This window comes from Neptunomonas qingdaonensis (assembly GCF_900113275.1).
Classification (GTDB): domain Bacteria; phylum Pseudomonadota; class Gammaproteobacteria; order Pseudomonadales; family Balneatricaceae; genus Neptunomonas; species Neptunomonas qingdaonensis.
In genome coordinates this window covers 549,252-564,174 of record NZ_FOOU01000001.1, presented here as the reverse complement: position 1 = coordinate 564,174, position 14,923 = coordinate 549,252, and the positions used below count along the sequence as shown (strand labels likewise).

Here is a 14,923-nt window from a genome sequence, read left to right as displayed (position 1 = left end):
AATAACGCATGCTTGATGCCATTTTACTGACATTGAAACTCGCCACCCTGACAACGATTATATTGCTATTGTTAGGTACGCCGCTGGCGTGGTGGCTGGCACGATCGCGCGGCCTGTTCAAAGATATTATCGCCACGCTGGTCAGTATGCCGCTGGTGCTTCCGCCAACAGTATTAGGCTTTTATCTGTTAATCACGCTAGGCCCGGACAGCCCTTTAGGGCAATTACTCTCCTCACTTTTTGGCGGCCCGCTGACATTTACCTTCGGTGGCCTTGTAATCGGTTCTGTTATCTTCTCGCTGCCCTTTATGGTGCAGCCGTTACGCAATACATTTGAGTCCATCGGCACACGCCCACTCGAAGTGGCCGCTACATTGCGCGCATCCCCCCTGGATACTTTCTTCAGCGTCGTTCTGCCTTTATCACGACACGGCCTGCTGACCGGCAGCATCATGACATTTGTTCACACGCTAGGAGAGTTTGGCGTTGTACTGATGATTGGCGGCAATATCCCCGGAGAAACCAAGGTGTTATCCATCGCTATCTACGATTATGTAGAATCACTGGAGTGGGCACAGGCGCATCTGATTGCCGGTGGAATGCTGTGTTTTTCCTTTATTGTGATTCTGGCAATGACACTGCTTGAGCGCAATAGCCGAAAAGGACGCGAGCTATGAATAAAGCCATACAGATTCGCTTCCAGACACCGCTTGAGCATTTCACGCTGGATGTCGACATCAGCATTCCTGCAACCGGCGTGACTATATTGTTTGGCCCGTCAGGTTGTGGAAAAACCACGCTGTTAAGATGCATTGCCGGCTTACACCCGGCAAAACATGCGCACCTGCGCATTAACAATAATAGTTGGCAGGCAGAAGGGGTCTATCTGCCCGCCCACCAGCGCCGGGTCGGCTATGTTTTTCAGGAGCCGAGCCTGTTTCCTCACCTGAATGTCACCCGAAACCTGTTATTTGGCCAACGCCGCTCATATCTTCCGAGTCAGAACCAGAGCCATCAGCGAATCGACAACAAGAGCCCTGCGCATAACGACAACAAGAGCCCTCAGCGTAACGCCAACAAGAGTCCGCTTTCGTTGGATGAAGTAAGCCAGCTACTCGGCATATCTCATCTGTTACAACGTATGCCAGAACATCTCTCCGGCGGAGAAAAACAACGGGTAGCCATTGGACGGGCACTGCTATCTAATCCGGAAATATTACTCATGGATGAGCCGCTTTCCGCATTAGACTACGCCACTAAAGCGGAGATAATTCCCTATCTTGAGCAGTTACACGCGCGTTTATCTATTCCGATCATCTATGTAACGCACGCGATATCTGAAGTAGAAAGTCTGGCAGATCATATTGTGCTGCTAGAAAAGGGAAAAGTAACCGCCCAAGGCCCGATAAAGGAGATGCTGCTGGATCTGTCAGCGCCACTGGCGCACTTCACCAATGCGGGCTCGCTGCTCGACGCAGTGGTAGACCACTATGATGAAGAATATGACCTGACAGCGTTTGCCGTTGATGGCGGCACACTCACCGTACCTGGCAACATAGGTTTACCCGGGGCGCAGAAGCGCATACACCTCAGTGCCAGCCATATCAGCCTGAGCCGTACAGCCGCCTCGGACAGCACCATCGTCAACATACTACCTGTCACCATTTTGGAGATTAGCCCAGCGGATAAGGCGCAATGTAATATCCGTTTACAATTGGGAGACCACAGCCAGATACTCGCACGTATCACTCGCCGCTCAAAAGACCAGTTGGCCCTACAATGCGGTGAACAGCTGTTTGCCCAGATCAAAGGGGTTTCTTTAGTCAAAAGGTTAAACAGCCATGCGCATCCTGCTCCTCTCGGCCTATGACGCTGACAGCCATCAGTATTGGCATCAAGGACTGGTAACACACTTCCCTGAACACCAGTGGACAGTTCTGACCTTGCCGGCGCGTTACTTTTCATGGCGACTTCGCGGCAACAGCCTCAGTTGGGCTTTTGGAGAATCAGCCGCGCTGTTACAACAACCTTATGATCTGATTATCGCCACCTCGATGACCGATCTGTCCAGCCTGCGCGGTTTTGTGCCAGCGCTCGGCCAGATTCCGACGCTACTGTATTTTCATGAGAACCAATTCGCCTACCCCGAATCAGGCAACGAGTTCAAAAGCGTAGAACCAAAAATTCTGAATATCTACTCGGCGCTGGCCGCCGACCATATCGCCTTTAATACCCACTACAACCGCACTACTTTCTTTGAAGGTGCGAGCGCTTTACTGAAGAAACTACCCGATCAGATTCCTGCCGGGCTGATAGAGCGGCTAAAAGAGCACTCTAGTGTACTGCCGGTTCCACTGCATGACAGCTGCTATCTCCCTCATCAACACCAGACTGGCGCGCTGCAAGTCGTGTGGAACCATCGCTGGGAATTTGATAAAGGCCCTGAGTTACTTTATCAGGCACTCGCCACTCTTCATGCTGAAAAAACAGACATTCAGTGTCACATTGTCGGCCAGCAGTTTCGCAAAGTACCGCCCGCCTTCGACAAGATACGCGAGCAATTTCCGTCCATTATTGGTCGCTGGGGCTATATAGAATCGGTCGCCGATTATCGCCAACTGTTGCAATCAGCGGATGTAGTTTTGTCCACGGCATTACATGATTTCCAGGGCATTGCTGTGCTGGAAGGCGTTGCCGCGGGGGCCATTCCCGTCATACCGGACCGGCTCGCCTATGCAGAACTATTCGACAGCCAATATCGTTACAGCACGGCCTCTGAGCCGATTAACACAGCAGACGAAACCCATGCACTGGTGTGTATGCTAAAACAACTCGCGACAGCCAAAGCAAACAATGCCCTGGCCGCCGCTCCCCGGGTTGATTCGCTGAGTTGGCAACATGTAAAGCCGCGTTATTTACAACTGATGCAACAACTGATGAATACCAGCAGTGCGCGCTTCAACCACAAATAAGTACTACTGCCACCTTATAAGGCTAAACGGACCACTGTTAAACCTTATAGCTATTGCCTTTTACTTCGTTTAACCCAATCATTAGATAAAACTAATGTAAGATCCGTTAAATAATAATGATTAAAGGCTTTCACTATGTTGCAGATTTTCAAACCCATTGGCCTGATTATTAGACTGGCGCTTTTCCTGACGCTAAGCCTGATGCTTACGACCAACACTGTATTGGCTGAGAGCGAAGCTGACCGCTACCCGGAATCACTTCTCTACGACAAACCCGTTAAGGTGGCAGACAATGTCTGGTCAGCCATTGGACAAACACAGTACTACAGCTACGAAAATGCGGGGCACAATAATAATCTATCCTTTGTTATCGGTGACGATGCCGTTCTGGTTGTCAACGGCAGCGCATCCTACCTGCTCGCCAAGGCTTTGCATGATGAGATCAAACAACTCACCGACAAACCGGTGAAGTATGTGGTCGATGAGAATGGTCAGTCACATGCATCACTGGGTAATAACTACTGGAAAGAACAAGGCGCTACACTGATTGCGCATGTAGATGCCGCAGACGAGATTGAATCACATGGCCCTGCCGGCCTCTCCAGCCTGCAACAGGTTTAAAGGAACGCGCAAAAGGAACAACAATCGTCCCGATTGACCAAACATTCGACGCTAACCTGACACTTGATCTTGGCGGTATTAGCGCAGAACTGATCCACTTTGGCGATGCACATTCGCCTGGGGATATCTCCGTTTATATTCCACAGCGCAATGTATTAATTGCCGGTGACATTGCCTTTCACGTGCGTCTGTTACCTATCTTCCCTGATACCGATACGGCTGCCTGGTTAGATACATGGAACAGCACCTTTAGTGAATTTGCTAAAGATAAAATCATTGTGCCGGGGCATGGTGGCCCGACCGACTTTGCAACGGTTGATGAGTGGACGCGCGGTTATCTGGAATATATACGCGGCAAAGTCGCTATCCTGATTGAGCAAGGCGGCACCCTTGCGGATGCTTATCAAATAGATCAAAGCCCTTATGCGCACCTAGCAACGTTTGAAGAATTGGCATCAAAAAATGCAGGCCGGGTTTTTGAGACGATGGAGTTCGAATAAAAGAGTTTGAGTAAAAGGGAAATTGTCCACGATCACCTGCTAATGACTCAGCAGGTGATCCTGGAAGACTCGCTACTTCATTAACGAACCTAAAATACCGCGCAATAAACTTTTGCCAACACTGCGGCCTACGCTGCTACCGATACTGCGGACCACACTTTTGAGCAGTGCTTCTGTCACAGACTGACGGTTGCCACCTGAAGAGCGGCTACTACTTCTGTTATTTTTTGCATCGGCCTTCTCTTTGGCGATACGCGCTTCATCATCTTCAGAGGCCTGTAAACGCGCTTGCGTACGCTCCAGCAATACTTCATGTGCTGAACGGGGATCGTAAGCGACGGCATAACGGCGATGCATCGCACTGCTATCAATCACCACCTGGCGCTCATGCACTGTTGCAGGCCCCATGCGAGAACTTGGCGGCCGTACCAGCGTACGCTCAACCACACTAGGAATACCATCCTTGAGAAGTACCGATACCAACGCTTCACCCACCCCCATGTTAGTAATCACCTCAGCGGTGTCTAAATTAGGATTGGGACGGAAGGTTTGCGCCGCGACGCGAACAGACTTCTGATCTTTTGGCGTAAAGGCGCGCAGTGCATGCTGTACACGGTTACCCAACTGGCCCAATACATTCTCAGGAAGATCGCCCGGGCTCTGCGTGACGAAGTAAACCCCCACACCTTTAGAGCGAATCAGGCGGACAACCTGCTCTACCTTCTCGATCAGCACTTTAGAGGCGTTGTTAAACAACAGATGCGCTTCATCAAAAAAGAACACCATTTTAGGCTTGTCGGCATCACCGACTTCCGGCAGGTTTTCAAACAGCTCGGATAACAACCACAGCAAGAAGGTTGAATACACACGAGGGCTAAGCACCAGCTTATCGGAGGCCAGCACATTGATCATGCCGCGCCCATCACGATCTAACTGGATCAGATCATCAAGCACCAAGGCAGGCTCACCAAAGAACTGATCGCCACCTTCACGCTCCAGCATTAACAAACGACGTAAGATCGCATTCACAGAGGCACGCGACACCGTCAGACTGGAGCTGATCTCCTTGCCATGAGAGCCGATAAACTCCAGTGTCGTGCGCAAATCCTTCAGGTCGACCAGGAGTAAGCCTTCATCATCAGCAAACTCAAAAATCAACGTCAGGATACTCTCCTGCGTTTCATTCAAATCCAGCAGACGAGACAGCAACTGCGGCCCCATCTCAGAGATAGTTGAGCGCACTGGCGTGCCCTGCTCACCAAAGACATCCCAAAAGGCAACCGGATAACCACGTTGAACAAAGTTTTCAATCTGAATTTTGTCTACGCGCTCATCCACTTTAGGGTGTGGATTACCCTTCTGACATAAACCCGAGAGGTCGCCTTTAACATCGGCCATAAACACGGGCACGCCCATGTCAGAAAAACCTTCAGCAAGGCACTGTAACGTCACTGTTTTACCTGTACCGGTTGCACCGGCAATCAAGCCGTGGCGGTTGGCATAGCGAGGATTCAAAAATACTTTTCCGCTATCACAACCACCGATCAGAATACCCGTTTCCATTTCCTTGCTACCCTCTGTCTTTTGTTGATATCAACTATCAGATTACTCGTAATTATTACTCGTAATCATATACATAGTTATATCTCAACACAGAACAAGTTTATAGCGCCTTAACTCTATTTCACTGGCGGATTAGCCCCTCACGCGGCCTCTAACATCCCCTGCTCAATCACAAAACGGATGATTTCCGGTAAACCTTCACCGGTTTTCAGATTCGAAAATACATACGGTGAATGAGGACGCATACGTTTAGTATCCTGATCCATCACATTCAGGTCGGCTCCCACATAAGGTGCCAGATCGATCTTATTGATAATCAGCAGATCTGATCGGGTAATACCCGGCCCGCCCTTACGCGGGATTTTTTCCCCTTCGGCCACATCAATAACATAAATGGTCAGATCAGCCAGTTCAGGACTAAAAGTCGCGCTGAGATTGTCGCCGCCACTCTCAACAAACACCACATCCAGCGTTTTATGGCGTTTTGCCAGCTCTTCCACCGCCGCCAGATTCATTGACGCATCTTCACGTATCGCCGTATGCGGGCAACCGCCCGTCTCAACGCCAATAATCCGGTCAGGTGCCAATGCGCCCGCCTGCGTCAGTATTTTTGCATCTTCCTGTGTATAGATATCGTTCGTCACAACCGCAATGTTGTACTGATCCCGCATCGCTTTGCAGAGAACTTCCAGCAGAGCTGTTTTACCCGACCCAACCGGGCCACCCACCCCAATACGTAAAGGGGACTTGTATTCGCTCATCGTTAACTCCTGATCTTAAAAAATGACTCCCGTTTTCAGGAGCGGAATAACCGTGAATATTGTGTTTCGTGACGGCTACTGGCAATCGCCTGTGCCGGTGTTGAACTGCCTACCTGATCATCTTCAATCGCTATGGCTTTGGCTAACACGCCAGGCAGCTGCTCACTGATACGCAGTAACAATTTTTGCCCGGATGTCTGTCCCAGAGGAATCAACTTCACCCCCGCCATCACCGCATTATCCAGCCAACTCCACAGATAACCGACACACGCGGACTCGGCGGCAATATCGAAATGCTGCGCCGCTACCGCAAAACCGGCCACCTGGGTAGAGCGGACCGACTCCTCATACTCAGGCGCGACCATCACCTCTAAGTGAGGTAACAAAACGGCCAGAGCCTGGCCTCGTTGCCGCTCCTCTTTGCGCAGTTCCGACGTTTCGCGGCACGCCAGAAGATAATCACACCAATGGCTGACCTGCTCGGCATCCTGCTGCGAAAAAGCGTTTCGCAAGCGCAACAACACAGGAAGTTCGAGTGTTGCCATGCTATTTTGCAGCATGCTGGTAATCCATGCTTCCAGCTCAGTCTCGGATGTGACCCAGCGCGCCTCAACCGCCCACTCCAAACCTTGCGAGTAAGTAAACGCCCCGACAGGTAACCCAGGGCTAATCAATTGATAAAGACGAAGATCCGCTAACATAATGCCTTATTTCTCGTTGAGCTATCGTTTGCCTTGGCGAATACGGCGATACAGCGAAGGTCCGTAAATCACGGCCGCTGTAGCTAGTCCCAATGAACCAGCAAGCATTAACAGGTGATCAGGCGAGGACAACTGGTGTACTAACGTTGCTACGACACTGCTGGCCGTTTCCTCATTGTGCGCCATTGCCAACGAACTAAAGGGTGCCAATACTGACAATACGGCTGTTTTTGATACGAATTTTTTTGATAAACGTGCTTTCATATTATTCTCCGTTAAATCATTAATGCTCATGCGCATGATGCCCGCCATGAGTACTGTTGTGATAGGCGCCGGCTTCTGGCTCGAAAGGCGCTTCTTCCACCAGCACATTGCCGCCCAAGCCACGCACCATATCGTCCAGTACATGATCATGTTGATAACGTACAAAACCGTCACCGACCTGTAACGACACATGGCGATTTCCTAAGTGGTAAGCCACCCGGGCCAGTAACACGGCATCTTCACAACGCACCGTCGATACGCATTCATCTGCCGCACAAATCTGCACGACGACACCCTCATCACTTTCAATCTGGTCGCCATCGCGCAGAATCAGACCTCGCGGCAAGAACAAGCCCGCTTCACGGCCGTCATCCAACGTCACACGTAAACGACTTTTGATACGTTTATCGATCGGCAGGCTAAGCGTGGTATAAACCGGTTTCACCACCTCTAACAATCTTGTCAGCTGTAACATCGCGCCCCCTAAAAAAGAAAATATCGCTGCGCCATCGGCAGCTCAGTAGCAGGTTCGCACGTCAGCAATACACCATCGGCTTTCACCTCGTAGGTTTGCGAGTCCACACTGATATCCGGCTGGTAGCTATTATGAATCATGTCGGATTTTTGCAATGTCCGGCAGCCTTTCACTTCACCAATCAGGCTTCGTAAACCCAGAGTTGCCGGCACATCATTGGCAATCGCTGCCTGAGACAAAAACAACATCGATGTCGCATGGCACGCCGCGCCCATCGAGCCAAACATCGGCCGATAATGCACAGGCTGCGGCGTAGGAATAGACGCGTTCGGATCGCCCATCGGAGCCGCCGCAATCATGCCACCTTTGAGAATAGCACTGGGCTTAACACCAAAAAAAGCAGGTTTCCACAAGACTAAATCAGCGAGCTTGCCCACCTCAACCGAGCCTATTTCATGCGCAATACCATGTGTTATCGCCGGATTAATCGTGTACTTTGAGATATAACGTTTAATGCGGCCGTTATCATGTTCAGCAGGATCTGAATCCAGACTGCCACGCTGCAATTTCATCTTATGCGCCGTTTGCCAGGTACGAATAATCACCTCGCCGACCCGCCCCATCGCTTGGGAATCTGAGGCGATCATAGAGAACGCACCCAGATCATGCAGAATATCCTCAGCCGCAATCGTCTCACGGCGGATACGCGATTCAGCAAAGGCCACATCTTCAGCAATACTCGGATCAAGGTGATGGCACACCATCAGCATATCCAGATGCTCATCAACGGTATTCACCGTATAAGGACGGGTTGGGTTAGTTGACGATGGCAGCACGTTAGGAAACCCTGCCGCCTTAATAATATCCGGCGCATGACCGCCGCCCGCACCTTCAGTGTGATAAGTATGGATGACACGGCCATCCATCGCCGCCAGCGTATCTTCGAGGAACCCCGACTCATTCAGCGTATCGGTGTGGATCGCCACCTGCACATCCATCTCATCGGCCACCGACAAACAGCAATCGATAGAGGCAGGCGTCGTGCCCCAGTCTTCATGCAGCTTAAGCCCCATCGCGCCGGCCTCAACCTGCTCTCGTAATGCTTCCGGCTGGCTACTATTACCCTTACCTAAAAAGCCAATATTCATCGGCAAATTATCCACCGCCTGCAACATCCGATGGATATTCCACGGCCCCGGCGTACATGTCGTCGCATTCGTGCCGGTCGCCGGGCCTGTCCCGCCGCCGAGCATGGTTGTTACGCCCGACATCAGCGCATCATCAATCTGCTGCGGACAGATAAAATGAATATGGGCATCCACACCACCCGCCGTAATGATCGAGCCTTCAGCGGCCAGCACCTCAGTACCCGGACCAATTACTATGTCTACATTAGGCTGCACATCCGGATTGCCGGCTTTGCCGATCGCCGCAATACGGCCATTCTTTACACCGATATCTGCTTTAATAATGCCCCAATGGTCGACAATCACCGCATTGGTAATAACCAGATCAACCGTCTCGGCACTGCACTGCTGGCCCTGCCCCTGACCATCACGGATAACTTTACCGCCACCAAACTTTACTTCATCACCGTAAGTGGTCAGATCCTTTTCAACCTGCAGCCATAACTCAGTATCCGCCAGGCGTACCCGATCACCTGTTGTCGGGCCAAACATTTCGGCATAAGCACGTCGTGAAATAGTCGCCATCAGTTACTCCTCGCTGCTAATCGTTGGTATGCATACATCACAGCGGCCCCATCACTTTGCCCTGAAAACCGTAAACAATTCGCGAACCCGCATAAGCCACCAGCTCGACAGTGCGCGCCTGACCCGGCTCAAATCGCACAGCCGTACCCGCCGGAATATTCAGACGAAAACCACGCGTTTGTTCACGCTCAAAACTCAGCGCGTTATTCGCTTCAAAAAAGTGATAATGCGAGCCTATCTGGATCGGGCGGTCACCCGTGTTAGCGACGCGCACTACACAGACCTCCCGGCCCGCATTTATTTCGATATCGCCCGCTTGGGTAATCAGCTCACCTGGAATCATAGAAACCTCCTGTGCTCTTATTCAAAACGCTAAACGCTTAAGCCTACATACTGATGCCGCAGCCCTAAAACCTAGCCACTGACCTTTAAACAATCGGATCGTGAACCGTCACCAATTTGGTGCCATCAGGAAACGTCGCCTCCACCTGCACCTCAGGAATCAGCTCAGCAATGCCCTCCATTACATCGTCCAGCGACAACAGAGTACGTCCATAGTCCATCAGCTCGGCTACGGTTTGGCCATCACGCGCACCCTCAAGAATCGCCGCACTGATATAAGCAACAGCCTCAGGATAATTAAGCTTAAGACCACGGGCCTTACGCCGCTCGGCCAACAACCCAGCGGTAAACAACAGCAACTTATCTTTCTCACGCGGTGTTAATTCCATAAGCGGAACTCCCCTCCTGAATTGCCCCGTGCAAAACATCAATGCATAAGAAAAAGCAAGTTATGTACCAGAAGGAAACAAATACAGAATTGAGGTGTGTTGCAGGTAGTTGCGGCGTATCTCAAAAACAGGCTATGACTTAAGGCGCACTAAATTGAAGCACCATAAGCATCAGAGAAAACCGGTGCACAAAAATAGTGCACGATAGATTACCTATCCTTCTTTTTAGCCTTTAAAACATTAGATATATCTAATTTAACAGAGTTATAATAGGCCATGTGTTGTTGGACAAAAACATTCAACCTTTGAAGAGAGGCCAGATCATGAAAATTGCCGTTACCAGTCAGAATCGCAAAACTGTCACTGAACATGCAGGCGCCTGTCGAAAATTCTGGATATTCACTGTTAAAGATAACCAGATCCTCACTACACAATTGTTAGAGCTACCCAAAGAGCAAAGTTTTCGGGAAAGCGATCCGCATGCCGAACACCCGTTAGATGACATCGATGTTCTGATTACGGCTGGCATGGGTAGAGGCCTACCTCAGCGACTGAAGAAAAAGGGAATTCAAGCGCTACTCACCGATATCAGCGATCCCGTTGAGGCAGTAAACCAGATGCTTCAGGTGTCATAGAAAAAATTTATAGCACTTACAGTTATATTATTATTCTATAAATTTATATATGTGTTAAATTAGATATAACTAATGCAAAGGGGCTGTACCGAATTTATGGCATTTGCCAAAATGGCACCCGAATTCTACAAGCGTAACTGTGAACTACTGGGTCTATCTATCCTGAACGAGGGATAGCGGTATATTCTTTATGACAGCGGTATCAATGCAGAACCCTATAAAACACTGCATTTAACTACCTTTACAGTGATGAAACAGGAGATTAGCCGTGGCTAATAAGCAAGAAACGACAGCTTCCCCGCGCGTCACGGCCTTCTTTGACGAGCCGACTAACACCTTTAGCTATGTGATCCGTGACCCTCAATCAACTAGCTGTGCGATCATCGACTCAGTACTGGATTTTGACTATGCCAGTGGCGGCACTGATGTGCGTTCCGCTAACCAGATCATTCATTATATTCAGAGCGAACAACTTCACGTTGAGTGGATTCTGGAGACCCACGTGCATGCCGACCATCTCTCAGCGGCACCTTATCTGCAGGCGCAACTGGGTGGTAAAACCGCAATCGGTAAAAATATTGTGATCGTACAGGACACCTTTGGTAAAGCGTTTAACGCGGGTAAGGAGTTTGCTCGTGACGGCAGCCAGTTTGACCGACTCTTTGCAGAGGGTGACAAGTTCAGTATTGGTCAACTAGAAGGCTATGTAATGCATACGCCAGGACATACTCCCGCCTGCCTTACCTATGTGATTGGTGATACAGCCTTTGTCGGTGACACCTTGTTTATGCCGGATTACGGCACTGCTCGCTGTGACTTTCCGGGCGGTGACGCCAAAACATTGTATCACTCCATTCAAAAGGTCCTTAGCTTGCCCGATAGCACTCGCCTGTTCCTCTGTCATGATTACAAAGCACCCGGCCGGGAACATTTCGTCAATCAAACATCGGTACTTGAACAGCGCAAACACAACGTACATGTCCACGAAGGCATCAGCGAAGAAGAATTTGTGCGCATGCGCACTGAACGCGACGCCACCCTGGGCATGCCCGCGCTGATTCTACCGGCGGTTCAGGTAAACATGCGTGGCGGAGAAATGCCATCGCCCGAAGATAACGGCCAGATCTACCTGAAAGTACCTATTAATTTGTTTTAATCCCTGAGGTGCAAACGAGCGAAGCCAAGGATCAGAGTGAATATCAAACGATTTTTTCCCATACTCGAATGGTTACCAAGCTACTGCCTGACCACATTTAATCAGGATCTGCTGGCAGCAGTAATTGTTACCGTGATGCTGATTCCTCAGTCGCTGGCCTATGCCATGCTGGCAGGTCTTCCACCTGAGGTAGGACTATACGCCAGCATAGCGCCGCTAATCTTGTATGCCGTTTTTGGTACCAGCCGCACATTATCGGTAGGACCTGTGGCTGTAATTGCACTGATGACCGGCGCAACGGCCGGAGCCATCGCATTACCTGGCAGTTCCGAATATATCACCAGCGTATTGCTACTGACCTTCCTTTCAGGAGCCATGCTAACGCTGATGGGGCTGCTACGGCTGGGGTTTCTCGCCAACTTTCTAAGTCATCCGGTTATCTCAGGTTTTATTACGGCCTCAGCAGTCATCATAGCATTCAGCCAACTCAAGCATCTGCTAGGTGTATCTGCCAGCGGCCACAACGTGCTGTCACTCTTCTCTGATCTTGTACAACAAATTCCAAACGTGCACCTTATTACACTGGCCATGGGCACAGGTACTCTCATATTTCTTTATGCGGCACGCTGGTGGCTCAAACCGATGCTATCCGGGTTAGGCATCCCTGCGGGTTTAGCATCAGGGTTAGGACGCCTCGCACCCATCATTGCAGTGATAGTGACCACATGGATCTGCGGGCATTTCGCGCTGGCAGACGCGGGTCTTGCCGTGGTCGGTCAAATCCCTGCGGGTATGCCACCCCTGACGCTACCTGGTTTTGATACCGCGCTATGGAGCCAACTCGCTGTCGGCGCATTGCTGATCAGCATTGTTGGTTTTGTTGAATCGGTATCGGTAGGCCAAACACTGGCCGCTAAACGTCGTCAGCGGATCGACCCAAATCAGGAACTTATTGGCTTGGGAAGTGCCAATCTGGGTGCAGCTTTCAGTGCCGGCATGCCGGTAACCGGCGGCTTCTCGCGTTCAGTCGTCAACTTCGATGCGGGCGCACAAACGCCAGCCGCAGGCGCCATGACAGCGTTGGGCATAATGGCCGTGATTCTCTGGTTTACCCCACTGCTGAGTAACCTGCCCATCGCAACGCTAGCCGCCACCATCATTGTGGCCGTGCTATCGTTAATCGATCTGCATGCGATCACACATACCTGGCGATACTCCCGCACCGACTTTTCAGCAATATTGGTCACTATCCTCATTACGCTGCTGCAGGGCGTAGAGGCAGGTATTATGGCAGGCGTCGGATTATCCCTGGCGTTGCATCTTTATCGTACCAGCCTTCCACACAGTGCAGTGATCGGACGTATAGCAGGCACTGAGCATTTTCGTAATGTTGAACGCCATCAGGTTGAAACTGATCCCCGTATTTTAATTCTGCGCATTGATGAAAGTCTCTATTTCCCTAATTCTCGCTATCTGGAAGACCGGATATCAGAACTGACCGCCCTGCACCCCCAGATGCAGCACCTCATTCTGAGCTGTCAGGCCGTCAATCATATCGACACCTCAGCGCTCGACAGCCTCGAAGTGATTTCTCAGCGGCTACGAGACGCGGGTATAGCACTGCATCTGGCCGAGGTAAAAGGCCCGGTAATGGACAGACTTAAAGCCGTTGATTTCCCTCAACAATTAAACGGCAGGGTATTTATGAGTACCTATGATGCCTGCAAAACACTGAAAAAAGACAGTTATCTTACAGCAGCTGAATCTGTTGAAAATCCGTAGCGGTATGTGGTGGCTTTAAATCAGGGTCAACACTTGCTCAGAAGCAGGATTCCAGCCTGCATTTTTAAACTAACTATTAATAATTGGCGAGTCTTGAAAAGCGCTATTTCTCAACAGGTATATGTTATGACAATTATCAATTTCACTCCTATGTCAGCCTTACTGGGCGGTGCGCTGATTGGTCTGGCAGCGGCCTTCCTGCTATTGGCTCAAGGACGCATAGCCGGAATATCAGGCATCGCTGGCGGCATCATCTATCCCGAAGAGAAAGACAGCATGAGTTGGCGACTGGTATTCGTGCTGGGGTTAATACTCGGCGGCTTCATCTATCAATGGTTAGGGCTAGGGGTCGGGGTTAACCATATCCAGGCAGTGGCTGATACGCCGCTCCTCATCACCGGCGGCCTTCTGGTCGGGATCGGTACTCAAATTGGTACAGGCTGCACCAGCGGCCACGGTATTTGTGGTCTGGCAAGGCGCAGCCCGCGCTCCTTAATCGCCACCCTCTGCTTTATGGGAAGTGCGATTGTGACTGTCTATATCGTTCGCCACCTATCGGGAGCGGTGTAATGTCTAACCTAATTCGTCTGTTAGCCACACTCGCTGCCGGAACGCTGTTTGGTTTAGGACTTGGCGTATCCCAAATGATCGACCCGGCTAAAGTCCTGAACTTTCTGGATATCTTTGGAAACTGGGATCCAACCCTGGCCTTTGTAATGGCTGGCGGCCTGGCTGTTAATGCAATCGCCACACCGTTTATTCTGAAACGTCAGCGTCCGCTGCTGGCCGAATTTTTTCGTATTCCCTCGAAGCTCGAGGTTGATAAACGGATCGTCATCGGCGGCATCATCTTCGGTATCGGATGGGGACTTGCAGGTTACTGCCCAGGCCCACTGATTACCTCACTGAGCTTCGCCAATCTGGATATCCTCATTACTTTTGCTGCTTTTGTGCTAGGAACACTTGCTTCCCGGTGGGTGCTTGCACACGGCAAAAATTGAGTAGAAACTTTTTTAAAAAATAGACACATTATATTTACATGTATGAAAA

18 protein-coding genes are annotated in these 14,923 nt (G+C 50.4%); 10 read left to right on the top strand and 8 right to left on the bottom strand.

Translation table 11 applies throughout. The annotated features are described in order from the left end of the window. The first annotated feature begins 8 nt into the window (after positions 1 to 8). The 5 genes from modB (at position 9) to BM099_RS20610 (ending at position 4,093) form a co-directional block, all read left to right on the top strand. Complete coding sequence (gene modB / locus BM099_RS02520) at positions 9 to 677, top strand: molybdate ABC transporter permease subunit (RefSeq protein WP_090723908.1); 669 nt, start codon at positions 9 to 11, stop codon at positions 675 to 677. Then, positions 674 to 1,870, top strand: a complete 1,197-nt coding sequence (gene modC / locus BM099_RS02515) for a molybdenum ABC transporter ATP-binding protein (RefSeq protein WP_090723906.1) — start codon at positions 674 to 676, stop codon at positions 1,868 to 1,870. The genes modB and modC overlap by 4 nt, the downstream gene beginning before the upstream one ends. Further along, positions 1,842 to 2,972 (top strand): tRNA-queuosine alpha-mannosyltransferase domain-containing protein, encoded by a 1,131-nt coding sequence (locus tag BM099_RS02510; protein ID WP_090723904.1) that lies wholly within the window; start codon positions 1,842 to 1,844, stop codon positions 2,970 to 2,972. The genes modC and BM099_RS02510 overlap by 29 nt, the downstream gene beginning before the upstream one ends. Before the next feature lie 135 nt (positions 2,973 to 3,107). Further along, positions 3,108 to 3,593: an MBL fold metallo-hydrolase gene (locus BM099_RS20615; protein ID WP_232348866.1), complete on the top strand. Its 486-nt coding sequence runs from the start codon at positions 3,108 to 3,110 to the stop codon at positions 3,591 to 3,593. Then, the gene (locus BM099_RS20610) at positions 3,551 to 4,093 is read left to right on the top strand and encodes an MBL fold metallo-hydrolase (protein ID WP_342351364.1); all 543 of its coding nucleotides are present in this window, start codon (positions 3,551 to 3,553) and stop codon (positions 4,091 to 4,093) included. The genes BM099_RS20615 and BM099_RS20610 overlap by 43 nt, the downstream gene beginning before the upstream one ends. A gap of 72 nt (positions 4,094 to 4,165) precedes the next feature. Here BM099_RS20610 and BM099_RS02500 read toward each other — a convergent pair whose 3' ends face one another. From BM099_RS02500 to ureA, 8 genes are all read right to left on the bottom strand, one after another. Further along, entirely contained in the window at positions 4,166 to 5,656 is a 1,491-nt protein-coding gene (locus BM099_RS02500) for a helicase HerA-like domain-containing protein (protein ID WP_090723902.1), read from the bottom strand. Between the two features lie 140 nt (positions 5,657 to 5,796). Then, positions 5,797 to 6,417: an urease accessory protein UreG gene (ureG, locus tag BM099_RS02495; protein WP_090723899.1), complete on the bottom strand. Its 621-nt coding sequence runs from the start codon at positions 6,415 to 6,417 to the stop codon at positions 5,797 to 5,799. A 35-nt stretch (positions 6,418 to 6,452) separates the two neighbouring features. Next, a complete protein-coding gene (locus BM099_RS02490; RefSeq protein ID WP_090723896.1) occupies positions 6,453 to 7,118 on the bottom strand; it encodes an urease accessory protein UreF in 666 nt (221 codons plus the stop codon). 21 nt (positions 7,119 to 7,139) lie between these two features. Continuing rightward, positions 7,140 to 7,382 carry a hypothetical protein gene (locus tag BM099_RS02485; protein WP_143083711.1) on the bottom strand — a complete coding sequence of 81 codons (243 nt, stop codon included), beginning with the start codon at positions 7,380 to 7,382 and terminating at the stop codon, positions 7,140 to 7,142. A gap of 19 nt (positions 7,383 to 7,401) precedes the next feature. Beyond that, positions 7,402 to 7,857: an urease accessory protein UreE gene (gene ureE / locus BM099_RS02480; RefSeq protein ID WP_090723892.1), complete on the bottom strand. Its 456-nt coding sequence runs from the start codon at positions 7,855 to 7,857 to the stop codon at positions 7,402 to 7,404. Positions 7,858 to 7,865: 8 nt separating this feature from the next. Continuing rightward, positions 7,866 to 9,569 carry an urease subunit alpha gene (ureC, locus tag BM099_RS02475; protein WP_090723890.1) on the bottom strand — a complete coding sequence of 568 codons (1,704 nt, stop codon included), beginning with the start codon at positions 9,567 to 9,569 and terminating at the stop codon, positions 7,866 to 7,868. 37 nt (positions 9,570 to 9,606) lie between these two features. Continuing rightward, the gene (locus BM099_RS02470; protein WP_090723888.1) at positions 9,607 to 9,912 is read right to left on the bottom strand and encodes an urease subunit beta; all 306 of its coding nucleotides are present in this window, start codon (positions 9,910 to 9,912) and stop codon (positions 9,607 to 9,609) included. A gap of 85 nt (positions 9,913 to 9,997) precedes the next feature. After that, the gene (gene ureA, locus BM099_RS02465) at positions 9,998 to 10,300 is read right to left on the bottom strand and encodes an urease subunit gamma (protein WP_090723885.1); all 303 of its coding nucleotides are present in this window, start codon (positions 10,298 to 10,300) and stop codon (positions 9,998 to 10,000) included. 323 nt (positions 10,301 to 10,623) lie between these two features. Between ureA and BM099_RS02460 the strand changes: the two genes are divergently transcribed. The 5 genes from BM099_RS02460 (at position 10,624) to BM099_RS02440 (ending at position 14,874) form a co-directional block, all read left to right on the top strand. Continuing rightward, the gene (locus BM099_RS02460) at positions 10,624 to 10,935 is read left to right on the top strand and encodes a NifB/NifX family molybdenum-iron cluster-binding protein (RefSeq protein WP_090723882.1); all 312 of its coding nucleotides are present in this window, start codon (positions 10,624 to 10,626) and stop codon (positions 10,933 to 10,935) included. A gap of 268 nt (positions 10,936 to 11,203) precedes the next feature. Next, positions 11,204 to 12,091, top strand: coding sequence for an MBL fold metallo-hydrolase (locus BM099_RS02455; protein WP_090723880.1), 888 nt, complete (start codon positions 11,204 to 11,206; stop codon positions 12,089 to 12,091). Between the two features lie 36 nt (positions 12,092 to 12,127). Continuing rightward, positions 12,128 to 13,873 carry a SulP family inorganic anion transporter gene (locus tag BM099_RS02450; RefSeq protein ID WP_090723877.1) on the top strand — a complete coding sequence of 582 codons (1,746 nt, stop codon included), beginning with the start codon at positions 12,128 to 12,130 and terminating at the stop codon, positions 13,871 to 13,873. 126 nt (positions 13,874 to 13,999) lie between these two features. Beyond that, positions 14,000 to 14,443 (top strand): YeeE/YedE family protein, encoded by a 444-nt coding sequence (locus BM099_RS02445; RefSeq protein ID WP_090723872.1) that lies wholly within the window; start codon positions 14,000 to 14,002, stop codon positions 14,441 to 14,443. After that, positions 14,443 to 14,874, top strand: a complete 432-nt coding sequence (locus BM099_RS02440; protein ID WP_090723871.1) for a DUF6691 family protein — start codon at positions 14,443 to 14,445, stop codon at positions 14,872 to 14,874. Before BM099_RS02445 ends, BM099_RS02440 begins: the two co-directional genes overlap by 1 nt. Positions 14,875 to 14,923 lie beyond the last annotated feature (49 nt).